29 protein-coding genes, 1 tRNA gene and 1 pseudogene are annotated in these 22,969 nt (G+C 61.0%); 8 read left to right on the forward strand and 23 right to left on the reverse strand.

Going from position 1 to position 22,969, the window contains the following annotated elements:
* The first annotated feature begins 30 nt into the window (after positions 1-30).
* Positions 31-1,431: an aminotransferase family protein gene (locus tag ACROHD_RS11590; protein WP_432677998.1), complete on the forward strand. Its 1,401-nt coding sequence runs from the start codon at positions 31-33 to the stop codon at positions 1,429-1,431.
* Positions 1,432-1,842: 411 nt separating this feature from the next.
* Here the strand turns inward: ACROHD_RS11590 and ACROHD_RS11595 are convergent, their stop codons facing one another.
* The 4 genes from ACROHD_RS11595 to ACROHD_RS11610 form a co-directional block, all read right to left on the reverse strand.
* A complete protein-coding gene (locus ACROHD_RS11595; protein ID WP_432678000.1) occupies positions 1,843-3,114 on the reverse strand; it encodes an ABC transporter permease in 1,272 nt (423 codons plus the stop codon).
* Positions 3,114-3,920, reverse strand: coding sequence for a taurine ABC transporter ATP-binding protein (locus tag ACROHD_RS11600; RefSeq protein ID WP_432678002.1), 807 nt, complete (start codon positions 3,918-3,920; stop codon positions 3,114-3,116). The genes ACROHD_RS11595 and ACROHD_RS11600 overlap by 1 nt, the downstream gene beginning before the upstream one ends.
* Before the next feature lie 80 nt (positions 3,921-4,000).
* Positions 4,001-5,002 (reverse strand): taurine ABC transporter substrate-binding protein, encoded by a 1,002-nt coding sequence (locus tag ACROHD_RS11605; RefSeq protein WP_432678005.1) that lies wholly within the window; start codon positions 5,000-5,002, stop codon positions 4,001-4,003.
* A gap of 238 nt (positions 5,003-5,240) precedes the next feature.
* A complete protein-coding gene (locus ACROHD_RS11610) occupies positions 5,241-5,423 on the reverse strand; it encodes a DNA gyrase inhibitor YacG (RefSeq protein WP_432678093.1) in 183 nt (60 codons plus the stop codon).
* Between the two features lie 118 nt (positions 5,424-5,541).
* Between ACROHD_RS11610 and ACROHD_RS11615 the strand changes: the two genes are divergently transcribed.
* Positions 5,542-6,750, forward strand: coding sequence for a cytochrome P450 (locus ACROHD_RS11615; protein WP_432678007.1), 1,209 nt, complete (start codon positions 5,542-5,544; stop codon positions 6,748-6,750).
* Here ACROHD_RS11615 and ACROHD_RS11620 read toward each other — a convergent pair whose 3' ends face one another.
* The 5 genes from ACROHD_RS11620 to ACROHD_RS11640 all read right to left on the reverse strand — a co-directional run bounded on the left by ACROHD_RS11620 (position 6,751) and on the right by ACROHD_RS11640 (position 9,882).
* Positions 6,751-7,794: a ribonuclease E/G gene (locus ACROHD_RS11620; RefSeq protein ID WP_432678009.1), complete on the reverse strand. Its 1,044-nt coding sequence runs from the start codon at positions 7,792-7,794 to the stop codon at positions 6,751-6,753.
* On the reverse strand, positions 7,791-8,366 hold the full coding sequence (locus ACROHD_RS11625; RefSeq protein ID WP_432678010.1) for a Maf family protein: 576 nt from the start codon (positions 8,364-8,366) through the stop codon (positions 7,791-7,793). The genes ACROHD_RS11620 and ACROHD_RS11625 overlap by 4 nt, the downstream gene beginning before the upstream one ends.
* A gap of 8 nt (positions 8,367-8,374) precedes the next feature.
* Positions 8,375-8,593, reverse strand: coding sequence for a translation initiation factor IF-1 (infA, locus tag ACROHD_RS11630; RefSeq protein WP_008186030.1), 219 nt, complete (start codon positions 8,591-8,593; stop codon positions 8,375-8,377).
* An 84-nt stretch (positions 8,594-8,677) separates the two neighbouring features.
* Positions 8,678-9,547 carry a carbon-nitrogen hydrolase family protein gene (locus ACROHD_RS11635; RefSeq protein WP_432678012.1) on the reverse strand — a complete coding sequence of 290 codons (870 nt, stop codon included), beginning with the start codon at positions 9,545-9,547 and terminating at the stop codon, positions 8,678-8,680.
* A 62-nt stretch (positions 9,548-9,609) separates the two neighbouring features.
* The gene (locus tag ACROHD_RS11640) at positions 9,610-9,882 is read right to left on the reverse strand and encodes a DUF4242 domain-containing protein (protein WP_432678014.1); all 273 of its coding nucleotides are present in this window, start codon (positions 9,880-9,882) and stop codon (positions 9,610-9,612) included.
* Positions 9,883-10,032: 150 nt separating this feature from the next.
* Here ACROHD_RS11640 and ACROHD_RS11645 point away from each other — a divergent pair, with 150 nt between their 5' ends.
* The gene (locus ACROHD_RS11645; protein ID WP_432678016.1) at positions 10,033-10,731 is read left to right on the forward strand and encodes a winged helix-turn-helix transcriptional regulator; all 699 of its coding nucleotides are present in this window, start codon (positions 10,033-10,035) and stop codon (positions 10,729-10,731) included.
* On the opposite strand, the gene ACROHD_RS11650 is transcribed toward ACROHD_RS11645, so the two are convergent.
* The 5 genes from ACROHD_RS11650 to hisD are packed head-to-tail and all read right to left on the reverse strand — an operon-like array spanning position 10,728 to position 13,966.
* Entirely contained in the window at positions 10,728-11,312 is a 585-nt protein-coding gene (locus ACROHD_RS11650) for a GNAT family N-acetyltransferase (RefSeq protein ID WP_432678018.1), read from the reverse strand. The genes ACROHD_RS11645 and ACROHD_RS11650 overlap by 4 nt on opposite strands.
* On the reverse strand, positions 11,309-11,707 hold the full coding sequence (locus ACROHD_RS11655; RefSeq protein WP_432678020.1) for a ketosteroid isomerase-related protein: 399 nt from the start codon (positions 11,705-11,707) through the stop codon (positions 11,309-11,311). The genes ACROHD_RS11650 and ACROHD_RS11655 overlap by 4 nt, the downstream gene beginning before the upstream one ends.
* Positions 11,704-12,165, reverse strand: coding sequence for an arsenate-mycothiol transferase ArsC (locus tag ACROHD_RS11660; protein WP_432678094.1), 462 nt, complete (start codon positions 12,163-12,165; stop codon positions 11,704-11,706). The genes ACROHD_RS11655 and ACROHD_RS11660 overlap by 4 nt, the downstream gene beginning before the upstream one ends.
* 8 nt (positions 12,166-12,173) lie before the next feature.
* Positions 12,174-12,656: a UPF0262 family protein gene (locus ACROHD_RS11665; protein WP_432678022.1), complete on the reverse strand. Its 483-nt coding sequence runs from the start codon at positions 12,654-12,656 to the stop codon at positions 12,174-12,176.
* Entirely contained in the window at positions 12,653-13,966 is a 1,314-nt protein-coding gene (gene hisD, locus ACROHD_RS11670; protein WP_432678024.1) for a histidinol dehydrogenase, read from the reverse strand. Before hisD ends, ACROHD_RS11665 begins: the two co-directional genes overlap by 4 nt.
* Positions 13,967-14,109: 143 nt before the next feature.
* On the opposite strand from hisD, the gene ACROHD_RS11675 reads away from it, so the two are divergent.
* Complete coding sequence (locus ACROHD_RS11675) at positions 14,110-15,432, forward strand: CapA family protein (RefSeq protein WP_432678026.1); 1,323 nt, start codon at positions 14,110-14,112, stop codon at positions 15,430-15,432.
* Positions 15,433-15,661: 229 nt separating this feature from the next.
* Entirely contained in the window at positions 15,662-16,066 is a 405-nt protein-coding gene (locus tag ACROHD_RS11680; RefSeq protein WP_432678028.1) for a c-type cytochrome, read from the forward strand.
* A gap of 35 nt (positions 16,067-16,101) precedes the next feature.
* Here the strand turns inward: ACROHD_RS11680 and ACROHD_RS11685 are convergent, their stop codons facing one another.
* From ACROHD_RS11685 to ACROHD_RS11700, 4 genes are read right to left on the reverse strand one after another with little or no spacing between them, the layout of a single operon-like run.
* Positions 16,102-16,596 carry a GNAT family N-acetyltransferase gene (locus tag ACROHD_RS11685; protein ID WP_432678030.1) on the reverse strand — a complete coding sequence of 165 codons (495 nt, stop codon included), beginning with the start codon at positions 16,594-16,596 and terminating at the stop codon, positions 16,102-16,104.
* A complete protein-coding gene (locus tag ACROHD_RS11690; protein ID WP_432678032.1) occupies positions 16,593-17,063 on the reverse strand; it encodes a DUF2948 family protein in 471 nt (156 codons plus the stop codon). Before ACROHD_RS11690 ends, ACROHD_RS11685 begins: the two co-directional genes overlap by 4 nt.
* Positions 17,056-18,327: a UDP-N-acetylglucosamine 1-carboxyvinyltransferase gene (murA, locus tag ACROHD_RS11695; RefSeq protein ID WP_432678034.1), complete on the reverse strand. Its 1,272-nt coding sequence runs from the start codon at positions 18,325-18,327 to the stop codon at positions 17,056-17,058. Before murA ends, ACROHD_RS11690 begins: the two co-directional genes overlap by 8 nt.
* A 45-nt stretch (positions 18,328-18,372) precedes the next feature.
* A complete protein-coding gene (locus tag ACROHD_RS11700; RefSeq protein WP_432678036.1) occupies positions 18,373-18,537 on the reverse strand; it encodes a hypothetical protein in 165 nt (54 codons plus the stop codon).
* A 91-nt stretch (positions 18,538-18,628) separates the two neighbouring features.
* Here ACROHD_RS11700 and ACROHD_RS11705 point away from each other — a divergent pair.
* Positions 18,629-18,703 (forward strand) — tRNA-Thr (locus ACROHD_RS11705).
* Here ACROHD_RS11705 and ACROHD_RS11710 read toward each other — a convergent pair.
* Positions 18,656-19,312, reverse strand: a complete 657-nt coding sequence (locus ACROHD_RS11710) for a hypothetical protein (protein ID WP_432678096.1) — start codon at positions 19,310-19,312, stop codon at positions 18,656-18,658. The genes ACROHD_RS11705 and ACROHD_RS11710 overlap by 48 nt on opposite strands.
* Before the next feature lie 142 nt (positions 19,313-19,454).
* Between ACROHD_RS11710 and ACROHD_RS11715 the strand changes: the two genes are divergently transcribed.
* Positions 19,455-19,748 carry a transposase gene (locus tag ACROHD_RS11715; RefSeq protein ID WP_432678038.1) on the forward strand — a complete coding sequence of 98 codons (294 nt, stop codon included), beginning with the start codon at positions 19,455-19,457 and terminating at the stop codon, positions 19,746-19,748.
* A gap of 8 nt (positions 19,749-19,756) precedes the next feature.
* Positions 19,757-20,281 (forward strand): IS3 family transposase, encoded by a 525-nt coding sequence (locus ACROHD_RS11720; protein ID WP_432678040.1) that lies wholly within the window; start codon positions 19,757-19,759, stop codon positions 20,279-20,281.
* Here ACROHD_RS11720 and ACROHD_RS11725 read toward each other — a convergent pair.
* The 4 genes and pseudogenes from ACROHD_RS11725 to ACROHD_RS11740 all read right to left on the reverse strand — a co-directional run bounded on the left by ACROHD_RS11725 (position 20,253) and on the right by ACROHD_RS11740 (position 22,969).
* Entirely contained in the window at positions 20,253-20,429 is a 177-nt protein-coding gene (locus ACROHD_RS11725) for a hypothetical protein (protein ID WP_432678042.1), read from the reverse strand. The genes ACROHD_RS11720 and ACROHD_RS11725 overlap by 29 nt on opposite strands.
* A gap of 365 nt (positions 20,430-20,794) precedes the next feature.
* A pseudogene (locus ACROHD_RS11730) lies at positions 20,795-21,043 on the reverse strand (ANTAR domain-containing protein); the annotation flags it as partial.
* Between the two features lie 225 nt (positions 21,044-21,268).
* The gene (locus ACROHD_RS20790) at positions 21,269-21,334 is read right to left on the reverse strand and encodes a hypothetical protein (protein WP_490166576.1); all 66 of its coding nucleotides are present in this window, start codon (positions 21,332-21,334) and stop codon (positions 21,269-21,271) included.
* A 177-nt stretch (positions 21,335-21,511) separates the two neighbouring features.
* The gene (locus ACROHD_RS11740) at positions 21,512-22,969 is read right to left on the reverse strand and encodes an aldo/keto reductase (RefSeq protein ID WP_432678046.1); all 1,458 of its coding nucleotides are present in this window, start codon (positions 22,967-22,969) and stop codon (positions 21,512-21,514) included.

A 22,969-nucleotide genomic window follows, 5' to 3' on the forward strand; every position in this document is an offset into this window, starting at 1 on the left:
CTCAGAGACCGTTTTCCGGTGGAGAAAGATATGAACACCCCCTTCAACCCGAATGATATCAGCCATGTGATCGAGGCTGACCGCGCCAATGTCTGGCACCATCTCGTGCAGCACAAACCCTTCGAAACCGGCGAACCCCGGATCATCGTCGAGGGCAAGGGCATGCGGGTCTGGGACGCCAATGGCAAGGAATATATCGACGCCGTGTCCGGTGCCGTTTGGACTGTCAATGTCGGCTACGGCCGCAAGCGCATTGCCGACGCGGTGCATGAACAGCTGATGAAGATGTGCTACTTTGCGCAGGCCGCAGGCTCGATCCCCGGTGCGCTTTTTGCCGAGAAACTGATCGAGAAGATGCCAGGCATGTCGCGCGTCTACTACACGAATTCAGGGTCGGAAGCGAACGAGAAAGCGTTCAAGATGGTCCGCCAGATCGCCCACAAGAAGTACGGCGGCAAGAAGACCAAGATCCTCTATCGCGACCGCGATTACCATGGCTCCACCCTCGCCGCGATGTCGGCAGGCGGCCAGGACGAACGCAACATGCAATACGGCCCCTTCGCGCCCGATTTCGTGCGCGTCCCCCACTGCATGGAATACCGTAAGGAAGAGCTTGGCCTTGGCCATCTCTCGGGCCGTGACTTCGGCATCGCCGCGGCAAACCTGATCGAAGAGGTAATTCTGCGCGAAGGGCCGGAAACCGTTGGCGCGCTCTGCCTCGAACCCGTGACCGCCGGCGGCGGTGTCATCGAAGCGCCCGAGGGTTACTGGGATCGCGTGCAGGAGATCTGCAAACAATATGAAGTGCTGCTGCATATCGACGAGGTCGTCTGTGGCGTTGGACGCACCGGCACCCAGTGGTTCGGCTACCAGCATTACGGCATCAAGCCCGACTTCGTGACCATGGCCAAGGGCGTGGCCTCCGGCTATGCCGCCATCGCCTGCATGGTGACCACCGAGGAGGTGTTCGACCTGTTCAAGACCGACCCCTCGGACAAGCTCAACCACTTCCGCGACATCTCCACCTTCGGCGGCTGCACCGGCGGCCCGGCAGCGGCGCTGGAGAATATGGCGATCATCGAGGAAGAGGGTCTTCTGGAAAACTGCACCAAGATGGGTGCGCGGATGATGGGCAACCTTCAGGCGTTGATGGACAAGCACCAGATCATCGGCGACGTGCGCGGCAAGGGCCTTTTCCTGGGGGCGGAACTGGTCAAGGATCGCGAAACCAAGGAACCCGTCGATGAAAAGGACGTGATGGCCGTGGTGGGCGAATGCGCCGCGCTTGGCGTGATCATCGGCGCCTCGAACCGCTCGATCCCCGGCAGAAACAACGTGCTGTGCTTCAGCCCGGCGCTGATCGCCACCGCCGAGGATATCGACGCGATCACCGATGCCGTGGACAAGGCGCTGACCAAGATCTTCGGCTAAGCCCGGCGCATAGACCTGACCCAGAAGGCCCCGTGGACCGATCCGTCCCCGGGGCCTTTTTTTCATGCCGAAACGCCCCGGCGCGCCCCGTCCATGCGACATCCGGTTCTCAAGCCCTCTGCCCTTCTTCTTTGTCCAAATACTCCGGGGTTTGGGGCAGCGCCCCAAGCGGGTCGATGCGCCGAAGGCGCAGCGAAATCGTCCTGTGGGGATCATCATTCCTAACCATCTCTTACCGGCGACTTGGCCCTTCACAGCCGCCACAGGGCACGCATCTAGGGCCCGGCGGCCCGGTGAAGACCCCGCGTCAGCGGGGCGAACCGGGCCGCCCCCCGGTCGACGCCGCAGGCGGCGAAACGAAAAAGCCCCCGGCAGAACCGGGGGCCTTTCAGAAGCTCCGAGGGCTGGCGATCAGGCCTTGCCCTTCCAGGGCACCAGCACCCGCTCAGCCCAGCGCATCAGCATGTCGATCCCGTATCCGATGATCCCGATCAGGATGATCCCCATGATCACGATATCGGTCAGCTGGAACTTCGACGCGGCCACGATCATCTGCCCGGCGCCCTGTTCGGCGGCCACCAGTTCCGCGGCCACGACCGTGCCCCAACAGACCCCCATTGCAACGCGCGCACCGGTGAAGATCTCCGGCAGAGAGTTGGGGATGATCACGTGGCGCATGATCTGGCTTTTCGAGGCCCCCAGCGAATAGGCCGCGTGGATCTTCGAGATCGACACGCCGGATACACCCGCCCGTGCCGCAATGGTCATGATCCAGAGCGCGGCGAGGAACAGCAGGAAGATCTTGCCGCTTTCATCGATGCCAAACCAGATGATGACCAGCGGGATCAGTGCGAGCGGCGGCACCGGGCGCATGAATTCGACGATCGGGTCGAACCAGCCACGGAACCAGTTGCTGAGGCCCATTGCGTAGCCCAGCGGGATCCCCACGGCAGCCCCCAGCGCAAAGCCCGCCAGAACCCGGAAGAGCGAATATCCCAGATGCTCGGCAAGGGTGAAGCCACGATAGCCTTCATCCGCGATCTCAAGCAGACGATCCCAGACCGCTTCCGGCGAGGGCAGCCAGATGGGTTCCATCTGCATTCCGCCATTGGGAGTGAAGCGCACCGTACCCCGGCGGCTCAGCGTCACGACACCGTCGCCGGTATCGACCTCGCCCACTTCCGGCTCCAGCGGCTGGCCATTGATGGCGACCACGCGGAACCCGTCTTCGTCGGCCCCTTCGTCATTGTCGCCGGTCTGGATCAGGCTCGACCGGCCACCGCCGATCGCCGCGCTGTCATCGCGCGCAAACCCGTCACCGCCATCGGCGCCCTCGGGTGGCTCCACATCCTCGCCAACCGGGTGCACGATGACCCGCACGGTTGCGTCATCACGTTCACCCGCCGCGTTTTCGGCAGTGTAGGTAAAGCTGGTTTCGCCCAAAAACGGCCCCGGCGCGTGGATGGGAGAGATGACCGACCCGGTGAATGCGCCCCAGATCAGGAAGATCGACAGGACTGAAATGACCGAAGCCGCCCGGTTGGGGCGCACGGCACTTTCATCGCCGAAGGTCACGGTCTTGAGCGACGTGAAGTCGTGGCGCGATTCCCGCATTGAAGTGAAGGCTTTCACCGCCACGAAGGCCAGGACGAAGATGGCGACATAGATGACTGCAATCAACATCACGCGGCCCCCTCTGTGCGGCCCATGATCTCTTCTTCCATATCCCAGATCATCGACAGGATTTCTTCGCGCCGCTCTCCGAATTCGGGATGTTTCTTAACTTCTCGAAGGTCGGCATTCACGCCCATATCGGCAAAGGGCAACTGGTATTCCCGGTGCAGGCGTCCGGGTCTAGGGGCCATGACGATCAGCCGCTCGCCCAGAAGCAGCGCTTCCTCGACCGAGTGGGTGATCAGGATGATTGTCTTGCCGGTTTCCTTCCACAGCTTCAGCACCAGACCCTGCATCTTTTCGCGCGTCAGCGCGTCAAGCGCGCCCAGCGGTTCGTCCATCAAGATCACATCGGGGTCATTAGCAAGGCAGCGGGCAAGCGCCACACGCTGCTGCATTCCGCCCGAAAGTTCATAGACCGCCTTTTCCTTGAAATCCTGAAGGCCCACGGTTTCCAGAAGATGGTCGGTGATCTGGTCCCGTTCTTTCTTGGGCATACCTTTCATGCGGGGTCCGAAATCGACGTTCTGGCGAACGCTCATCCATTCAAAGAGCGCGCCCTTCTGAAACACCATCCCGCGCTCGGCGTCAGGGCCGGACACATAGTGGCCATTGAGTTCGATCTTGCCCTCGGTGGGGGCAAGAAAGCCCGCGATGATGTTGAGAAGAGTTGTCTTGCCGCAGCCCGAAGGGCCCAGGACAGACATGATCTCCCCTTCCTTAATGGTCAGCGATACGTCCTTGAGCGCCTGTACGACCCCGCCATCCGGCAGATCGAAACGCATGGAGATGCTGTCGAGCACTAGCCCGGTCATGCTGCCCTACCTTCCCTGAAAAAGTGAAACTGTGCAGAGGGGATGGCGCGGCAAAGCTCCGCGCCATCCGATAACAGGGATCACATCCCGTCATGCACCATTTGCAGTGGGCCAGTGTTGACCGCACTTTCGTAGGACTCGCGTGCCGAGTCGATGTTGCCGGTCGCAACGAAGAAGTTGCCTACTTCCAGAAGGAAGTTCTGGGTACCGCCGCCGAGCCATGTCTCGGACAGCTGCTCTTCCACGGATGGGAAGACGAAGCCGGCCATGGTGGCGGCGGTCGCGTCTTCATCCATACCTGCGTCGCGTGCGATCACCGGCAGCATTTCGTCGGTATGCTCACCCGAATTCCACATGGCGTTCATGTCGGCGGTGACTGACAGGAAAGCGGCCAACAGTTCCGGCTCTTCTTCTGCGAAGGACGCGGGGACCGAGGTCACGTCGAAGACGTAGATGCCCAGTTCCTGCTTTTCCGCGCCGGTCAGCAGGGTGTTGCCATGTTCCATCATGCGGCGCAGCGCACCACCCCAGCCACAGGCCATGTCGAGCGAGCCCTGGGCCAGCGCGGCGGCGGAATCGGCGGGTGCCATGTCCACAACCTCGAGGCTGCTGACGTCGATGCCGAAATGCTCCATCTGGCGCAGGAAGCCGTAATGGGCGGCGGTGCCGATCGGCACGCCCACTCGGGCACCGGCCAGATCCTCGACGTTGGATGCGTCGATTTCCATCGATTCATGCACAACGCAGTTGTCGTTGTCAGAGTAGCTGACTGCCACGTCCACAACCTGGATGTCCTGCCCGGCAGAGGCCGCGACCACGAAGGGCGGCACGCCCTGGCTGACCGAGATGTGCACGTCGCCCGACGCCATTGCGGCGGACATGGCGGTGCCGGTATCGAAGGCACGCCAGTTGATGGTCACGCCCATCTCTTCTTCGTAGATCCCCATCTGCTTGGCATATTCGAACGGCATCGGCCATTCGAGGAAGTAGGCGACGGTGATCTCCTCCAGCCCTTGGGCGAAAGAGGCCTGCGCGCTCATCACCAGGCCAATCGCCGTTCCGGCAAGTGCGAATTTCTTCATTCGTAGTCTCCCTGTTCTCAGCGCGGTGTTGCCCGCGCCCATGCTTTTTGCATGAATCAGCTTGCGAGGGTGAAAGCGCTTACGTCAAGGATATCGTTCTGGCTGGACTGATGAAGTTCTCAGTCTGGACTGGTAGATTAAGTTCTGGAATATCCCCGATTTCAGATTTCCGAAGAGCGGTGCATTTTCTTGGCACATCGCCCGAATTTCAGGCCCGCCATGAACAAAAAAGCCCAGGTCAGTGCAGCCGGTCACTGACCTCGGCCAACGCCTCTGCCGCCGCCTCCAGATCTTCGGGGTCCTGCGAGGGCACTGCGTAGCTGCCATTCAGCCAGCGGCCCAGGTCCACATCGGCACAGCGTCGCGAACAGAAGGGGCGGTATTTCTGATCCGTGTCTTTGGTGCAGATCGGGCAGGACATGGGCAGCGCTCCGTTGTGACGGGACGTCATATTGCCATCATGCGCGCCGGGATGCCAGCCCGCTTGCCGCCTGTTGCCACCTGCCCTAGCGTGAGAGTACGGGAGAGGGGAATTTCACATGTCAGCATCCATCCGCGACTTCGATCTCAACGGTATCGGGCGGGAATTCATCGACAATCCCTTCCCCACCCTGCGCGCCTTGCGTGAACAAAGCCCGGTCCATCGCAACGCCGATGGCTCGGTCTACGTGACGCGGCACGCCGATTGCCTGAAGGTTTATCAGTCGCGCGCGATGTTGTCGGACAAGACCGAAGAATTCGGTAAGAAATTTGGCCCCGGCCCGCTGCTGACCCATCACACGACAAGCCTGATCTTCAACGACCCGCCCTATCACACTGTGGTGCGCAAGCTTCTGGCCGGGGCATTCACGCCGCGCAAGCTGGCCGAGATGGAGCCGCTGATCGACGGGATCGTGGACAGGATGCTGGACGATCTGGAGGATCTGGGATCGTTCGATCTGATCCCGGCCTTCGCGATGGTGCTGCCGACCGAGATCATTTCCTTCATGTTGGGGATTCCAGAAGAGTACCGCCGAAAGCTGCGGGGCTTTTCGCTGGCCATTCTGGGCGCGCTTGACCCGGTGATTTCGCCGGAACGGCTGCAGGCGGGCAATGACGCGGTGGCAGAGTTCGGTGCTATCCTGGCAGAGCTGATTGCGCATCGGCGCGCGAATCCCGAGGGCGCGGGACAGGGCGAGGTGCTGGACAGCCTGATTTTCGGGGAAGTGGATGGTCGGCGGCTGACCGAGGAGGAACTGGTGCAGAACTGTATCTTCCTGCTCAATGCCGGGCATGAAACGACCACGAGCCTTGTTGGCAATTCCATCGGCATCCTGTTGGACAATCCCGACCAGTTGGACCTGTTGCAACGGGAACCTGAACATATCGGGACCGCGGTGGAGGAATTCCTGCGGGTCCAGAGCCCGCTTCAGATCGGGAACCGGCTGGCTGGCGAGGATATCGAGCTGACAGACTGCGTGCTGCCCAAGGGCACCTACATCCACACATCGATTGCCGGGGCGAACCGGGATCCGGCGGTGTTCGACAAGCCGGAAGCGGTTGACATTACCCGCAATCCCAACCGGCACCTGGCCTTTGCAACCGGCATCCATGTCTGCCTGGGCGCGACCCTGGCACGGATCGAGGGCAAAATCGCCATTGGCAAGTTCGTCGAGCGCTTCCCGCGTCTGCGTGCGGATGGCCCGGCGGAGATCATGGGGCTGGCGCGGTTCCGGGGCTATAGCAGCCTGCCGGTGAGCATCGCCTGATCAGATCAATGCCGTCAGCGGCCAGCGGTCGCGCTTGCGCTGCAATTCGTACATGCCGAGCGGCGTCCAGCCCGCAAGCACCGTGTCGGTGCCATCGGCGCGGAAGGCACGGCGGAGCGCATCCTCGAACTGGCGGCGGTCCTTCTTGGGCATAGGGGCCACATCCATGGTGATCTGACCGCCGAGCCCACGCAGGCGCAACTGACGCGGCAGGTCCTTCGCGGCCGCGAGGTTGGCCTTCAGCCCGGCTGCCAGCGAGCTATCGGCGCCGGTGTTCACATCCACGGCCACAAGCGCCGATGTCGGCTCGATCATCATCGAGGCCCCAGCCGTCAGCAGAACGGCATCTTGCAGGACGGCGTCTATTTCCTCGAGCACGCCGAGATCGGCAAAGGCGCCTTCCCGGGCGATGACCTCATCAGGTTCGGGGCTGGCCCAATCGCGCCAGGCGGTCATATGGGCGTCCGGGGCATCGACCATCAGTTCCGGTTCACCTGCCAGATCCGCGGTGACGGCCTCGGCCAGATCACGCATCGCGGTGATATCTTCTGCCAGTGCATCGCCATCGACCTCGTCCGAAGCGCTGCGCAGGATCAGGCCGAAGCCCTCGGGAGCGCCTGCCATAGCCTCATGCGCGATTTCAAGCAGGCGGTCGCGTTCTTCTTCATCCTTGATCGAGCGGGCGATGTTCAGCCCCGGTGCGTCCGGCGTCACGATGGCATAGCGCGATTTGAACAGCAGCCGCGTGGTCACGGGCGTGGCCTTGCCATCCGCGCCCATGCCAGTGACCTGCACCAGAAGCGGCTGACCGGGGGATAAGCCCTTGCCCTGCCGCAGAAAGGCTGATTGGCCATCGGGAAGGCGCAGCATCATGCCCCCCTGCCCTTTCAGAGGCCGGTCGCAAACCCCGCGCAGGATCGCGCCGATCCCCGGCGGTCCGTCCTCGGGCGGGTCGATCAGCAGATCCTGCAAGCGCCCATCCACCATCAACGCGGCGGCGGGGCGGTCGTTCAGGGTATCGAGCAGGACAATGCGGCCCTTCATGATTGTCTCCAGACTGGCCAACCCGCAGCGGCCAGCAATTGCGCCGTTTCCGGCAGGGGCAGGCCCATTATGGCGTGAAAACTGCCGCTGATCCAAGGGATGAAGGCCCCGGCAGGGCCTTGGATGGAATATCCGCCCGCCTTACCGCGCCAGTCTTCGCTGGCGAGATAGGCGTTGAGTTCATCATCCGACAGGCGCTTCATCTGCACCCGGCTTTCCACCGTCCGTTCCCAGAGCCGTTCCCCACGGCACACCACAATAGAGGTATAGACCCGATGACGGCGACCAGAGAGAGCCGTCAGAAACTCGGCCGCCTCACCTGCATCCGCAGGCTTGCCCATGATCCGGCGGCCCATGGCAACGGTGGTATCGGCGCAGAGCACGATGTCATCAGACCCCGCCTGCACGGCCAGCGCCTTTTCCCGCGCCACCCGTTCCACATAGGGACGCGGCAGTTCACCGGGCTTGGGATCTTCGTCGATATCAGGGGGCAGAATTGCGTCGGGCGTCACGCCCAAGACCCCCAACAGCTCTTGCCGCCGGGGGCTACCGGATCCGAGGATCAGCTTCATCGAAACGCTTATTTGAAGCGGTAGTTGATCCGACCCTTGGTCAGATCATAGGGGGTCATCTCGACCTGCACCTTGTCGCCTGCCAGAACGCGGATGCGGTTTTTCCGCATCTTGCCTGCCGTATGCGCGATGATCGTATGGCCGTTTTCCAGCTCGACCAGGAATGTCGCGTTCGGCAGGAGTTCCTTCACGACACCGGGGAATTCGAGCAGTTCTTCCTTGGCCATGGTCTCTCCTACAGTCATTATCCGCGTCCCAGCGCGGAATTGGCGGTTAAATGCGCCTGATCGCCGGGTTTTTCAAGGCGAATCTCACTTGCGTGCCGGAACTTGCCGGGGTGTGACCGTTTCGAGCCCTTCCGACCAGTGCGAGAAATTGCCGGCCTGCCCCGTCAGGCGCGGGGCGGCGATGGCGGCGGGGTCAACCTCGAAGGTGATCGGTCCGGGCTTGTCGGTCTCGCCTTGCGCAAGGATACCGTCGGCGGGAAGCCCGTGATCTGGCGGGCAGAAAAAGCCCGCGCGGCCCGTGGACCGGTCGATGATCTCGCAACTGGGCACCTCGCCTACCAGCGGGGCTTGCACAATCAGACATTGGTTTTCGATGGCGCGGGCGCGACAGGATTGGCGCACACGGGTCTGCCCGGCGGGAAAATCGGTGCAGGAGGGCACAAGGATCATTTCCGCCCCGGCCTCGCACAGCGCGCGGGCCTGTTGGGGGAATTCGCTGTCATAGCAGATCAGCAGACCGATCTTGCCGAGGCTCGTCTCAAAAAGGCGCAGTTCATCGCCCCCGATCAGGCCCATCTCCTCGCGTTCATAGGGTAAGAGCAGCAGCTTGTCCTGATGATCGACGCTGCCATCCGGGGCAATCAGCCAGCTGCGGTTGACCGCGCCCTTATCGGTTTTGACCGGGCCGGACCCGGCCACGATATGGCATTTGTGGATCTGCGCCATGTGCCGGAACTGATCCACCCAGGCGCTTGCCCGCTCTGCCGCCAGATCACGCCATTCGGTGACCGTGGCCGAGGGCGGTCCGGCAACCAGCGCCGCCTCCATCGCCGCATATTCGGGGAAGACAACCAGATCGGCGGCGGCATCCTTCAGAATGGCGTCAAGCTTCGCTTCATGCGCAACCCAGCCGGGGTGGCGATCACAGTGATAAGCGACGGCAGCGATTTTCATAAGACGGCTCCGGCAGCGGGAATTTTCCCCGCTATAGCCGGAGCCGCACTAATCAGAAAGGGTCAGTTGGCCGTGGTCGGGTCGATCACCGACTTGATTTCCGTAATGGAATTGGCGGGAAAACCGCTGAGCTCCGAATGCTCGCGGATCGCAGCCTCATCCTCTGCAAGGTAGACGCAGAAGGTCTTGTCGCCCGCGACATAGGAATGCTGCCACTGGACACGACCGGGTAGCTTAGCCAGTGCCGCGTTCGAGGTCTGAGCCGCACCGCATAGTTCCTCGCCGCTCATGCCGCCGATGCCGGGAACCTCGCGTTCGATCACGTATTTCTTCATGGGTCCATCCTTTCGCTGTTGGTGGGATCAGACTGCCAGCGGCGCGGGCAACACGGCCAGTTCAGAAGATGAATCGGCCTGGTACAGTTTCTGAACTGGCCCGATGCCCAAAGGTGCGGCTAGGCTGGGTCCAGCTTAGGAGGACGCTTCATGACCCAGCACAGCTATAACCAGTTCTGCCCCGTCGCCATGGCCTCCGAAATTCTCGGCAGCCGATGGACCATCGTCCTGTTGCGCGAGCTTTGCGCCGGATCGACGCGGTTCAACGATCTGCGCAGGGGCGTGCCGCGCATGTCGCCCGCGTTGTTGTCGAAACGGCTGAAAGAGCTGGAGGATCAGGGCGTCGTGGAAAGGCGGCTTGTGCGAAAGAGACCGGAGTCGTTCGAATACGTTCTGACCGAGGCGGGCAAGGAGTTGCGCGAAGTGATCATGGTCATCGGAGCATGGGGCCAGAAATGGGTGGAAACCGCGCCGTCTCTGGACAAGGCGGACCCCGGCCTGCTGATGTGGGACATGCGGCGCAACCTGCGGGTGGACCTGATGCCGCCGCGCCGGGTGGTGGTGCATTTCATCTTCGAGGACCTACCAAAGGCAAGCGGCCATTGGTGGATGTTGACCGATCCGGAAAAGGGCGCGGACCTGTGTTCGGAAGATCCTGGCTTCGACGTAGATCTTTACGTGCGCTGTGACCTCAAGACCATGACCGCGATCTGGATGGGGATCGACACGGTAGCCCGCGCCGTCGATGAGGACAGGTTGCTACTGGTGGGCGATGCAGACGTTATTGCTGGGATGCAGGATTGGCTGGGGCTGAGCCCGTTCGCCCCGATTGAAAAGCGCGCGTCCTAGAGCGGCTTTATCCAGAATTGCAGGGGTTTGTCGGTTTCAGCCTCGTCCCCGAGGTCTTTCCACGCGAATTGGGCAATGGCACCCGGCACAGGCATGTAGCCCCGTTTCCGCCAGAAGGTGTCTAGAGGGCGATAGTCATCGGGACGGGCGGGGTGATCCATAGGGCGTTGGACACCGCAAAAAGCGGAATGGGTGAGGCCAAGGGCGTGGGCATGATCCTCGCGCGCGTCGAAAAAGGCGTGGCCAGCCCCCTGCCCCCGATAGTTCGGCAGCAGGACAGATTCGGCGCAGTAGAAAATGTCCGACAGGGGAACGTCGATCCCGGCAAGCGCCGTCCCGAAATCATCGTCATGCTCCGTCAGGGGCATACCTGTCGCCGCGCCGGCCATCTGGTCCCCGTCGAAGGCCCCCACGACAATGGCGCGGGGGTTTGTGTAGAGTTCCAGATATCTGCGCTCATAGGCCAGATCGCCGTCATAGAGATAAGGCCAGTCGCGGAACACGGCGATGCGCAGCCGGGCGAGATCATCCAGGACCGCACCCACATCCGCACCTGTGAAGCTGCGAAACGTCAGGCTCATGCCGAGACCTGGGCCGTCCAGTCCGCAAGATTGTAATAGGTCACAACGCGCGAGATCTTACCGTCTTCGAGGGAAAAGAAGGTCCCGGCAGGCAGAACATATGTCTGCCCCTTTGCCTCCGGCAGACCCTCATCTGTGGCAAGGTATTCGCCATTCACCGTGAACTCCGCCGCCGCGCGGGTGCCGTCCTCGGAAATCATCACAACGATATCGGTCAGCCGTTCACGGTAACAGCGGCTCATATGTCCGCAAAACTCGCGGAACTTCTCGGTCCCTACGCGAACCCCGCCCTCGTTCACGTGATGCGCCACATCGGGGGTCAGGCAGGCAATCATGCCCTCGGCATCCCCAGCGTTGAAGGCAGCGTAATAGGCATCGATGGTCTTCAGGCTCATTCCTGTGTCTCCGTTGGTGGACCGAACCGGTCCAACATGCGTTTGACCAGCATGTCGCGGGTCTGGCGATAGGCGTCCAGCTTGGCCTCGCGGGTGTTTCCGATTCCCGATGGGTCAAGGACCGGCCAATATTCCACATCGACGTGGAAATGCCGGGTCAGTTCCTGAGCGCGGCGCTGGCTGGCGGGCGACAGGGCGATGATCAGGTCGAACCCCGACAGGTCGTCACCCCACTGCTCCATTTCATCGAAGCTGCGCGAACGGTGGCTTTCCAGCTCGATCCCGAGTTCAGCGCAGACAGCGATGGCAAAGCCGTCGATCTCCAGATCGTTATGCACGCCTGCCGACTGCACATAGGCAGCGTGGCCATAGAACTTCTTCATCAGCCCTTCGGCAATGGGCGAGCGAATCGCGTTGTGGTCGCAACAGAACAGGACGGATTGGGGGAAGTCCTGCACCACGCCGCTCACCCGCCGAAATGAAGGACACAGACAAGGGTAAAGAGGCGCCGCGCAGTGTCATGGTCTACGTCGGCCTTGCCTTCCAGCCGCTCCTGAAGAACGCGGGCGCCTTCGTTGTGAATGCCGCGGCGGGCCATGTCGATCGCCTCGATCTGGCTGGGGGGCAATTTCTTGACCGCATCGTAGTAGCTTTCGCAGATCTGCCAGTAATCCTTGACAACCTGCCGGAATGGGCTGAGCGACAAGTGGAATTCGGCCGCATCCTCGCCGCCTTCGGTGTCCACGTCAAAGACCAGCCGCCGTTCGCGGATCGCCAGCCCCAGGCGATAGGGGGCAGCGGGCACCTCGCGCCCGTCGCGCTCGGGCAGCGCAAAGCTGTTGTCTTCCAGAAGATCGAAGATCGCGACCCTGCGCTCCTGCTCGATCTCGGGCGTGGGTGCGGGCAGGCCGCTATCGTCAATCTCGATGTGACAGATGTCGCGGCTCATTCCCCTGCCCCTTCATTCAATCGTTCCAACCGCGCACGCACGGACAGGCCATGGGCCTGCAGGCTTTCGGATATGGCCAGCGTTTCCGCGGCCGGACCGATGGCCTTCAGCGCCTCGGGGGTCATCTTGGCGATGGTCGTGCGCTTTAGAAAGTCCATGACCGACAGGCCAGAGGAAAAACGCGCCGATCGTGCTGTTGGCAGCACATGGTTGGGACCGCCGATATAGTCACCGATGGCCTCTGGCGTCCATTGGCCGAGGAACAGTGCGCCGGCATGGGTGATCTCTTCGGCCAAAGCATCCGGGTCAGCGACGCATAGCTCCAAATGCTCGGGCGCAACGCGGTTCGACAACCGGGCCGCTTCGCTAAGATCATCCACGGTGATCACTGCGCCAAAATCGCGCCAGCTGGCCCCGGCGATAACGGCCCGTTCCAACGTTTCCAGGCGCTTGTCCACGGCTTCAGCCACGGCACGCCCGAAGGCGGCATCATCGGTGATCAGGATGGATTGCGCGCTTTCGTCATGTTCGGCCTGGCTCAGCAGATCGAGCGCGATCCAGTCGGGATCATTGTCTTTGTCGGCAATGACAAGAATTTCGGATGGCCCTGCGATCATGTCGATGCCGACCTTGCCGAACACCCGGCGCTTGGCGGCGGCCACAAAGGCGTTGCCGGGGCCGGTGATCTTGTCGACGGGCTGAATGGTGTCGGTGCCATAGGCCATGGCAGCCACGGCCTGCGCGCCACCGATGCGGTAGACGGTATCGACCCCCGCAAGGCGCGCGGCCAGCAGCACCAGCGGGTTGGCCTTGCCGTCAGGCGTGGGCGCGCAGATCACAAGCCGTTCGACGCCAGCGACCTGTGCCGGGATTGCGTTCATCAGGACCGATGACGGGTAAGACGCCAGACCTCCGGGCACATAGAGGCCCGCAGCGGTGACAGGCGTCCAGCGCCAGCCAAGCGTTGCGCCATCAGGGTCGGTCCAGCGGGCGTCCTCTGGCATCTGGCGGACGTGATAGGCACGGATGCGTTCTGCGGCCAATTCCAATGCAGTGCGTTCGGCGGCGGGCACCTGCGCGATGGCCGCGTCGATCTCTGCCTGCGAAAAGGCCAGGTGATCCGGCGTCAGATCCATCCGGTCGAATTTCGACGTCAGCTCGATCACCGCTGCATCGCCACGCGCGCGCACATCGGCGATGATGCCGGCCACGATATCATCCACCTCGGGCGAGTCCTCGCGCTTCATGTTCAGCAGCGCGTCGAACCGGGCGGCGAAATCGGCGTCACTGGTGTTGAGGAACTGGGGCATCTTGCGGCTCTCCTGACTGGCCGGGACGGGATATCCGCTGGCGCGGCAGGCGGCAAGCCATTGCTTGGCCGCATGGGGCATCTGGTAATTGCGCCCGCCCCCGATGCTGCTAGGCTGCGGCGTGCAAACAGGGGACCAGTAGCGTGACAGACAGATTGCCAGATTGCCCGGATGACGTTTTGCAGGTCTCTGCCCCTCCCTTGCGCGCTATTCTGGCCGGGTTCCAATGGCTGGCAAATCGGCGGCAGCTTTGGCGCTATCCATCGCCCAAGGCCGCAACGGCGGCGGAGGAAATGTCGGTCATCGACAATCTTTACTGGATCTACAAAACCTCTCGTCCGATCACCGAATATGAACGCGACATGCCCGGTGATTTGCGGCCCGATACCACCGCGCCACAGGCCATGCTGCCCGAAGGCTTTGCGGAATCCACCTCGCTAAGCATGGGTGCGGGCGGCGATCTGCTTCGATCTGCCGGGATTGACGGGTCGCAGGACCGGTTGTTCGAGAATGTGGCCGACCTGCTGTTCGATCAGGACATTTCCTTCGCCAACTTCGAAAGCCCGGTGACGACACAGCCATTGGTCGATGAGGTGATCGGCGATCAGGGGCCGCCTACGGAATGCTGTTCGGCCACTCAGTTCGATATCCTGACCTCGCATAAGGGCAAGCGCTTTGACATTCTGAACACCGCCAACAACCACATGTTCGACATGGGCGTTGAGGGGGTCGAAACAACGCTGGCGACGATGGCGGATCGGCAGATCATGCCGCTCGGCACGAACGCGATGCCTGATGACTATGGGAAAGCGCTGATCATCACCCGAGGTGGGATCAAGATCGGCTTTGCCGCTGCCGCGTTTGGGCTGAACGGGCGCGACCTGCCAGAAGCAGAGCGGTATCGCATCAATATCTCTCGGCTTTTGTCCAAGAAGGGCCCGCCTGACCTGAGCCTGCTGAAACGGCAGATTGACGACTGCAAGGCAGAGGGTTGTGACTTCATCATCGCGTCGGTCCATTGGGGGTTTGAGTTCGAGCTGTTTCCCCGCGCGGTGCAGATAAAGGCCGCCCGTGACCTGGTTGAATACGGGGCCGACAGCATTCTGTGTCATCACCCGCACGTCATTCAGCCGGTGGAATATTACCGGCCCGCCCGCGATCCTGACCGCGTGGCCGTGATCGCCCATTCCCTTGGCAGCCTGACCTGGGGCTTCATGGCCCCGCATATCGTGCTGAGCACCATTCTGACCATGCGGCTTGCAAAGGGCAAAAAGGACGGTGAGGTGCGCACATATCTGGCGGAGGTGACAAAAACCCCCGTTTTCCGCAGCTATGTGGAGGAGGATGGCCAGATGATCACCCGGCTGGAGAAGCTGGCCGATCATGTGGGCAATCCTGACAGTCCGCACCCGCAACCGTATCTGCAACAGGTTCAGGCCTTTGCCGATCTGGTCAGACGCGGCTGAACACGGCTCTGACCGGGTCTATCGTCTTCATGCTTCCCCTTGCCGGGCCACGCCTGTGATGCAGGAGCTGTTTTGACCTGAAACGGCGTGTGGACAATCGCTTAACGGCGTCAGTCATTGACACAGATCAATGCAACCCCCTTCCTCTAAGTAAAGGGTTAGTGAATAGTGACTCGGTCAATCGTTCCGAAAGTCAACTATGTCAAACGTCTGAGACGGAGGATATCAGATGACCCATAAGACTTTGAAAATCGGCCTTGCTGCGCTTGCCCTTGGCGCGCTTGGTGCTTGCAGCGCCCATGCGCAATCCATCGGTGAACAGGAATACCTGCGATCTTGCGCAACCTGTCATGGTGTCGATGGCACCAGTAATACGCCGTTCTCTGATCTGATGACGGTAGCTCCGCCCGATCTGACGACACTTGCCGCAGATAATGACGGCGTCTTTCCGATGCTTCGTGTGATCCACATGATCGACGGTCGCTCGGGCTTGCGCGGTCACGGGTCGGAAATGCCCATCTGGGGTGACAGATATGCCGCAGCCTCAGACATGGCAGGAACCTACGGGGCCGAGTTGATCGTCCGCGGTCGCGTTCTGGAACTTGCCGAATACCTTGCCTCGATCCAGCAATGATCCAGTCAGTCTGTGGCGGGTTTTTGTCCCTCCCGTCACAGCGCCATCGTCATTGTCAGTAGATTGAGCAAACGACCGTCGCGCGCCAGTGCGCGCGACGGCTGGCCCGTAGGGTGGAAGCCCACAGATTCATAGAACCGCAATGCGGGAAGGTTGGTTTCGGCAACCGTCAGCGACAGGCATTGTATTCCGCTGCCCCTCGCCTCACGTCGCAGCACCTTGAACAGTCTGCGCGCGATGCCTTTATTCCGTTGATCGGCCCGAACATATACCGCGGTTATTTCTCCCCTGCTGTCAGAGGCATCCAGCGCCATTGAGCCAACCAGAGCATCACCCTTGAACGCCCCAAGGATGCATCCCGCGCCCAAGCTTTCAGCAAAGTCCGTCAATGGCCGACCAGCCCAATCGTCATGGGTTGCGCCATGAGCCTCTGGATGGTTTGCCAGCGCTTCCAGCCGCAGGTCACGCCAAAGCGCGGCATCGTCAGCCACAAGCCGCCGGATACGCAGCCGCAGGGGCCAACGGATCATTCCGGGTGGTCCGGCACCTTGCGAGAAGGGGCCAGATAGGGGCGTGTGACATCGCGCAAGGTCACCTCGACGCATTCCACATCGACCGCAACCGCGCCGTCCCCCGCCAAAACCAGCGTGATCCGCCCGGTTCCATCTTCGCCCGCCGCCCAATCGAGCGCCAGCAGGGACAGAACCATTTCAGGATCGGCCCGGTTGATACCCTGCGACGCCACGGCCAGCGCGTCGTCGATCACCAGCACCGATTGCACCCGCTCGGGCGGGTGTTCGCGGATTCGCGACCCCTCTTCCCAACGGAAACGGTTCAAGAGCAGCGCGAAGCGGCGCTTGGTCCGATCCCATGTCATTTCCGTGATCGGGAAAATCGCGTCCTGGATCAACGCCGAGATCACCTTCAGATCGTCGCCGTCCTGCGCTTTCAGGCGCAGCGGCTCTTCGCCGCCATCTTCAAAGCGTGCATCAGCCATCCCCGTGTACCCGCTCAATATGCGCCCCACAGGCGCGCAGCTTCTCTTCTACCCGCTCGTATCCACGGTCCAGATGATAGACCCGGTTCACGACAGTTTCGCCCTCCGCCGCCAGCGCCGCAAGGATCAGCGAAACGGAGGCCCGCAAGTCGGTCGCCATTACGGGCGCGCCGCGCAACCGTTCTACACCCGTCACGGTGGCATGACCGCCATGCACATCGATCTGAGCGCCCATGCGCACCAGCTCGGGCGCGTGCATGAAGCGGTTTTCGAAGATCTTCTCTTCCAGCACCGAAGTCCCATTCGCGGTACACATCAGCGCCATCATCTGCGCCTGAAGGTCGGTGGGGAAGCCCGGGAATGGCTCTGTCACCACATCGACCGCCTTCACACGCCCATTGGCGCGGCGGACCTTGAGGCCCTTATCGGTTTCCTCAACGTCGATCCCGGCCTCGTGCAGCTTGGCGGTGAAGCTTTCCACAAGGCCGAGCTTGCCGCCCAACAGCTCCACCTCGCCACCAGTGATGGCGGGGGCCAGCATATAGGTGCCCAGTTCAATCCGGTCGGTGACAACGGGATGAGTCGCGCCATGCAGGCGGTCGACACCCTGAATTTCGATGGTCGATGTCCCCTCGCCCGCGATCTGCGCCCCCATGGCCCGCAGGCACTGCACCAGATCGACGATCTCAGGCTCGCGCGCGGCGTTTTTCAGCACCGTGGTTCCCTTGGCCAGCGTCGCGGCCATTACCACGTTTTCAGTCGCCCCCACGCTGGCAAAGCGCAGCTCATGCACCGCACCTTTCAAGCCGCCGGGCGCCTTGGCGTGCAGATACCCGTCACGCAGTTCGATCTGGGCGCCCAGAGCCTCGAGCGCCGTGATGTGAATATCCATCGGGCGCGCACCAATGGCGCAGCCTCCGGGCAGCGATACCTCTGCCTGACCGTGACGCGCCAGAAGCGGCCCAAGCACAAGGTTCGAGGCGCGCATCTTCCGCACGATATCGTAATGCGCCATGTGATTGTCGGCCCCGTGCGATGACATGGCGATCACCTTGCCATCGTTCATCGCCGTCACCTCCGCACCAAGCGAGCGCAGAAGCTCGGTCATGGTCCGGATATCCGACAGGCGCGGCGCGTTGGTCAGCGTGAGCGGTTCTTCGCTGAGAAGCGTCGCGGGCATGAGCGTCAGGCAGGCATTCTTCGCGCCCGCAATCGGAATCGCGCCGTTCAGCTCACTTCCGCCTTTGATGATGATCCGATCCAATGCCTTGCCTCTCTGATTATGTCCGAGCTTTTCCGGTCGTGCCGGTCAACTCTTATCCTGCTCTGCCTCGGATGCCGCCCGAGCGCGAGCCTGCGCCTTGCGCCTGCCCATGTTCGCTTTCAACGCCGCTTTCAACCGCTCTTCGCGGCTTTGCGGCGTTTTTTTCGGGCTGCTATGCCCTGCTTTCACTGGGGGTTTCTCGGTGCTCATGGCCCCTTCCATACTACCATGGTGAAAAAGGGTCCAGATTGCGCTTGCACCATGCTTCGATTGAGTCTAATTCACCGCCCACACGAAGCGGGCCGCAGTAGCTCAGTGGTAGAGCGCGTCATTGGTAATGACGAGGTCGGGAGTTCAATCCTCCCCTGCGGCACCATCTCGCTTTTTGAGCCCGAAATCCCCCTAAGTATTTGAAAGGGAAGGAAAATTCGGGAGTTCCATACGCCCCATTTAGGCTATATCGCAGCGGCTCCGAAAACGCCAGTCTGAGTACAGTTTGGCGCAGACCGAAGTCACCATTCTTCCATATATTCCAAGGGCTTGATAGGAATTTCAGGGAGAGTTCAATACAATCCTCCAGCCGTCCCTTTGGCGGGATGGATTTGGTAATTCGCTCCTGAAGCACGATCTTGTCACGTTCCAGCTTTTCGATTCTGGTTTCATAGGCGCTGACCACGGACGCGCTGTTTGCTTCAACGATCCGATACAGCATGTTTTCGAGCTGACGATTTAGGTCTTCAAGCTGCTTCTTAAGCGCCTCTTTTTCATTGTGCGCGATAACGAGGCGCAGGTTCCAAGCATCGCGCAACATGGCCTTGGCCAACTCGAACAGCCCATGGGCGGGCTCCATCTTTTTGAGGATTTCTGCAAAGCCATCTTCCAACTTTGCCTTCGGAACCGACTTGCCTTTGGCCTCGCAATTCCGTGTCTGACAACGATAGTACGCAAAGTGCCGATACTTGCCTTTCGACCACGCAGCCGTCATCGCGTTGCCACAACAGTCGCAAGCTACAAACCCGCGCAACGGAAAGTCCTCGTTGAAGTCTGTGAGCTCCCCCCCGAGCTTCGGACACTGACGTAAGCTACGATTTGCTGTCTGCTGATCTTCGACGAGAAGGAGATCAGAGATGTCGAAACGGAAGCAGCATTCGCCGGAGTTCAAGGCGAAGGTGGCGCTTGAGGCGCTGAAGGGGGAACAGACGGTGGCCGATCTGGCGAGCCGGTTCGGGGTTCATCCGACTATGATCCACGCCTGGAAGAAAGCCCTACTCGAGGGTGCGTCGGGCGTGTTTGAGCGTGGCGGCAAGAAGGCGCTGGAGATCGACGAGGAACAGGTCAAGGAGCTGCATGCCAAGATCGGGGAGTTGGCCGTCGCCAACGATTTTTTGGCCAGAAAGCTCAAGCCTTGGGGCGTGACGTGAGGCGCGGCATGATCGAACCGGACAACCCCGGCCTGTCGATCGGCAAGCAGTGCCAACTGCTGTCGATCTCGCGGTCGTCGTTTTACTACCAGCCCAAGGGCGAGACGGCGATGAACCTGATGCTGATGCGCCGGATTGATGAGCAGTTCCTGGAAACACCGTTCTTCGGCGTCGGGCAAATGACCTGGCACCTGCGCAACGAGGGGCACCTGGTGAACGAGAAGCGTATCCGTCGCCTGATGCGGCTGATGGGGCTCATGCCGATCTACCAGAAGCCCAACACCAGCAAGGCAGCGAAGGGTCACAAGACCTACCCCTATCTGTTGCGCGGTCTGAGGGTGACCCGGCCCAATCAGGTCTGGGCGGCGGACATCACCTATCTGCCGATGCGGCGCGGGTTCTTGTATCTGGTCGCCATCATGGATTGGCACACCCGCAAGGTGCTGGCCTGGCGCATCTCGAACACGTTGGAAGCCGACTTCTGCGTCGAGGCGCTGAACGAGGCTATTCCAATTCATACTGGCGCTTCGTGAAGCGCCGCTCGCCGTCAAATTTCTCGACTACCTTTTTGCAAGCCTTCCATTCTTCGGTATTCAGTGCTTTGGCAGCTTCCTTGCGCAGTTCGAGAAGATCGCTACGCGCTTGAAACAGGTCTTTGACTTCATTCGTGAGGCTGATCATCGCAGAATTCCTTGGTTTTCTGGCAGAATTTGCGCGTGACTGAAGCGATCTGATAGGATCGTTTCATTATGAGATTCAGAGACATAGACGATATTGTGGAATGGCTTGAGCCGATGGATTACGAGACGTTTTGGGCGGAAACAAAACCCTTCTGCCTGGTCATGCTCCCGCGTGAGAAATGCGATGCAGACATCGCCAGCGGGGCTACAGACGAAGAGACCGTGCTTTGTCCTTGACGACCTTCTCGCCGTGGCTCTGCTTGGTTCCGGGTTTCTGTCTCATCTCCACTCCTTGGTGGTTACGATGTGCCAGAAATCCTCTCTTATCAAATTACCCTAAACTGTCCCATTGGCGATGACGTCAGACACAAACATCGCAACGGGCCGGTCCAAAGGGCCGGAGGCGAGCGTAAGTTCCTCCAGCATGTCACGGGTCGGGTTGTCGATGTCGATCAACACCACGTCGGGCTGGTGGGCGGCGATCTTTTGCGCCAGGCCAGAAACATTCCCGATCACATGAACCGTGCAATCCAAACTGTCCTTCAGCGCATCCAGAACGGCAACGGCCCGGTCACGGTCTTCTTCAACGACGACAATGGTTAGAGGTGCGGTCATGGACTCGCTCCTTATACCGCTTGGCAAGCATCACAACACGTTCCGGCGGCTTGCACTCTCAAGAGACGTCAGTTGCCGATTTATCTGCAGAAAGTTCTTATGAATGCACAATAGAACAGCACTCTCCGAGTGCCTGCGCCGCCAGATCTGGATGTATTGCGTTCGCCCCACCTTCCACGATCCGTGCTGAATGGCCGAGCGCCTAGCGGTTCTGTAGTGCAATAATCAGATCATACCCAAAAGCTCGGAATGGTCGTCGATGATGCCGTCCCCATCGACATCCAAAGCCAAAAGCGCGTCGTCGGGCGAGACCCAGAGGTCGTCCTTGATCTCATCGACGTGGCAGAACCTTACTTCGCTGGATCGGGTGGCTGTCAGGATGAGGAGCCTTAGCGCCAGGTGGGCAATCGTGCCTTCATCGAGGCTTTCGTAAAAGGCAGCCCTTGCTGAGGGAAAGATCAGGTTGGATCACGTCCGATTCAGGATTGCCTCGGCTTCGATTTCCACGCGGTGATCACCGATCAAACCGGCAACTCGGACCAGGGTGTTGGCTGGCTTGATCTCTCCAAAGACGCGGCCATGTGCACGAGAGATGTCCAGAACATCGGCTTCATCCGTGATGTAGATGCGCGTGCGGGCGATATCCTCTACCCGTCCACCGAGTGAGAGCATCGACGCAATGATCCGATCCAGGATATATGTCGTCTGTGCCCCGGCATCCTGTGGGGCCACTGGGCGATCCAGCCCTGCAATCGCCGTGGTACCCGACACGAGCACCCTATCCCCAATCCGCTGCGCACGGCAGTAGCCCGCCGCATCTTCCCAGTAGGATCCGGTCAGGACCTGGGTTGCCCCCCCGCCCGCAGGTTGCGGCGCATACGGTTTTGGAATGCTGTCCAGGTGATGTGACAGGTCACCGGAGGCCGTCAGGAAGGGCGGCTTGCGGTATTCGTCGCCACAATCACCAGGGATCGGGGTGGTTGCGGAAAAGGCAGACTGAAGCGCCGCGCGATCCGCATCATCTAACGAGAAGGAGAAGAGCCGCAGATTGTCGGCCGTATGAACCGCCTCGCCCAGACGCGCGCCGATGATGACGCCCGCGACACGGTTCTGTTCCAGAACCCATCGGGTCGCCACGTTCGAGATCGAAACACCATGTTTTTGCGCGATCCCCGCCGCGGCCTGCAAGATCCCCTGGAACGCGTCCCAGCCCCCGGCGGTCTCGATGAAACGGTGATACTTCATCTTGGACCAGTCCGAGATATCCGTCGGGTTGGGCTTGTCCAGCCACCTGTCCGACAGAAACCCACCGTTCAATGTCCCATAGCCCAATAGCCACGCACCATGGCGTTCACAGACCGTTGCCAGATCGCCGGCCGCGCGCCGGTCGATCAACGAAAAGCTGACCTGGTTCGTCAGGATCGGAACACCATCGGATAGGGCAAGGTTCAAGTGAGCTGCGTCGAAATTCGTTACCCCCAGCTCGGCAATCAATCCCTCGTCGCGCAGCCGTGCAAGTTCGTGCAGCGCGTCGAGCCATTGTGGATGCTCGAAGGTCCACCAGTGGAATTGCAGCAGGTCGATGCGGTCAACCTGAAGGCGCCGAAGCCGGTCCTCCACCCCTGCCCGGACCACATCGGGAGTCATTGGCCCGGGGGGCGGACACCATTTTGTAAAGGCCAGCGGTCGGGGAGAGCCACCGCGCGCCAACAGACGCCCGGTGATGATTTCAGAACTGCCATAATGGTCGGCCATATCAAAGGTGTCGAACCCGTCGGCAACATAGGCGGCCAACCAATCTGCGCCGGTTTCCGGGTCGATCAGATCGCCATCCTTTTCGATATCCCCCACCTGCCACAAGCCGGTCAGCGCACGAGAGATCTCCAGCTCTTCAGACAGTCTCAAGCGGTTCGGGCGCGTCGTCAT

This window comes from Nioella aestuarii, from assembly GCF_050896395.1.
Classification (GTDB): Bacteria; Pseudomonadota; Alphaproteobacteria; order Rhodobacterales; family Rhodobacteraceae; genus Nioella; species Nioella aestuarii.

Bases quoted from the DNA above. Each gene is read 5' to 3' on its own strand.
- ACROHD_RS11590 (WP_432677998.1), top strand. From the start codon at position 31: ATGAACACCCCCTTCAACCCGAATGATATCAGCCATGTGATCGAGGCT.
- ACROHD_RS11595 (WP_432678000.1), bottom strand. From the start codon at position 3,114: ATGTTGATTGCAGTCATCTATGTCGCCATCTTCGTCCTGGCCTTCGTG.
- ACROHD_RS11600 (WP_432678002.1), bottom strand. From the start codon at position 3,920: ATGACCGGGCTAGTGCTCGACAGCATCTCCATGCGTTTCGATCTGCCG.
- ACROHD_RS11605 (WP_432678005.1), bottom strand. From the start codon at position 5,002: ATGAAGAAATTCGCACTTGCCGGAACGGCGATTGGCCTGGTGATGAGC.
- ACROHD_RS11610 (WP_432678093.1), bottom strand. From the start codon at position 5,423: ATGTCCTGCCCGATCTGCACCAAAGACACGGATCAGAAATACCGCCCC.
- ACROHD_RS11615 (WP_432678007.1), top strand. From the start codon at position 5,542: ATGTCAGCATCCATCCGCGACTTCGATCTCAACGGTATCGGGCGGGAA.
- ACROHD_RS11620 (WP_432678009.1), bottom strand. From the start codon at position 7,794: ATGAAGGGCCGCATTGTCCTGCTCGATACCCTGAACGACCGCCCCGCC.
- ACROHD_RS11625 (WP_432678010.1), bottom strand. From the start codon at position 8,366: ATGAAGCTGATCCTCGGATCCGGTAGCCCCCGGCGGCAAGAGCTGTTG.
- infA (WP_008186030.1), bottom strand. From the start codon at position 8,593: ATGGCCAAGGAAGAACTGCTCGAATTCCCCGGTGTCGTGAAGGAACTC.
- ACROHD_RS11635 (WP_432678012.1), bottom strand. From the start codon at position 9,547: ATGAAAATCGCTGCCGTCGCTTATCACTGTGATCGCCACCCCGGCTGG.
- ACROHD_RS11640 (WP_432678014.1), bottom strand. From the start codon at position 9,882: ATGAAGAAATACGTGATCGAACGCGAGGTTCCCGGCATCGGCGGCATG.
- ACROHD_RS11645 (WP_432678016.1), top strand. From the start codon at position 10,033: ATGACCCAGCACAGCTATAACCAGTTCTGCCCCGTCGCCATGGCCTCC.
- ACROHD_RS11650 (WP_432678018.1), bottom strand. From the start codon at position 11,312: ATGAGCCTGACGTTTCGCAGCTTCACAGGTGCGGATGTGGGTGCGGTC.
- ACROHD_RS11655 (WP_432678020.1), bottom strand. From the start codon at position 11,707: ATGAGCCTGAAGACCATCGATGCCTATTACGCTGCCTTCAACGCTGGG.
- ACROHD_RS11665 (WP_432678022.1), bottom strand. From the start codon at position 12,656: ATGAGCCGCGACATCTGTCACATCGAGATTGACGATAGCGGCCTGCCC.
- hisD (WP_432678024.1), bottom strand. From the start codon at position 13,966: ATGCCCCAGTTCCTCAACACCAGTGACGCCGATTTCGCCGCCCGGTTC.
- ACROHD_RS11680 (WP_432678028.1), top strand. From the start codon at position 15,662: ATGACCCATAAGACTTTGAAAATCGGCCTTGCTGCGCTTGCCCTTGGC.
- ACROHD_RS11685 (WP_432678030.1), bottom strand. From the start codon at position 16,596: ATGATCCGTTGGCCCCTGCGGCTGCGTATCCGGCGGCTTGTGGCTGAC.
- ACROHD_RS11690 (WP_432678032.1), bottom strand. From the start codon at position 17,063: ATGGCTGATGCACGCTTTGAAGATGGCGGCGAAGAGCCGCTGCGCCTG.
- ACROHD_RS11700 (WP_432678036.1), bottom strand. From the start codon at position 18,537: ATGAGCACCGAGAAACCCCCAGTGAAAGCAGGGCATAGCAGCCCGAAA.
- ACROHD_RS11710 (WP_432678096.1), bottom strand. From the start codon at position 19,312: ATGACGGCTGCGTGGTCGAAAGGCAAGTATCGGCACTTTGCGTACTAT.
- ACROHD_RS11715 (WP_432678038.1), top strand. From the start codon at position 19,455: ATGTCGAAACGGAAGCAGCATTCGCCGGAGTTCAAGGCGAAGGTGGCG.
- ACROHD_RS11720 (WP_432678040.1), top strand. From the start codon at position 19,757: ATGATCGAACCGGACAACCCCGGCCTGTCGATCGGCAAGCAGTGCCAA.
- ACROHD_RS11725 (WP_432678042.1), bottom strand. From the start codon at position 20,429: ATGATCAGCCTCACGAATGAAGTCAAAGACCTGTTTCAAGCGCGTAGC.
- ACROHD_RS11740 (WP_432678046.1), bottom strand. From the start codon at position 22,969: ATGACGACGCGCCCGAACCGCTTGAGACTGTCTGAAGAGCTGGAGATC.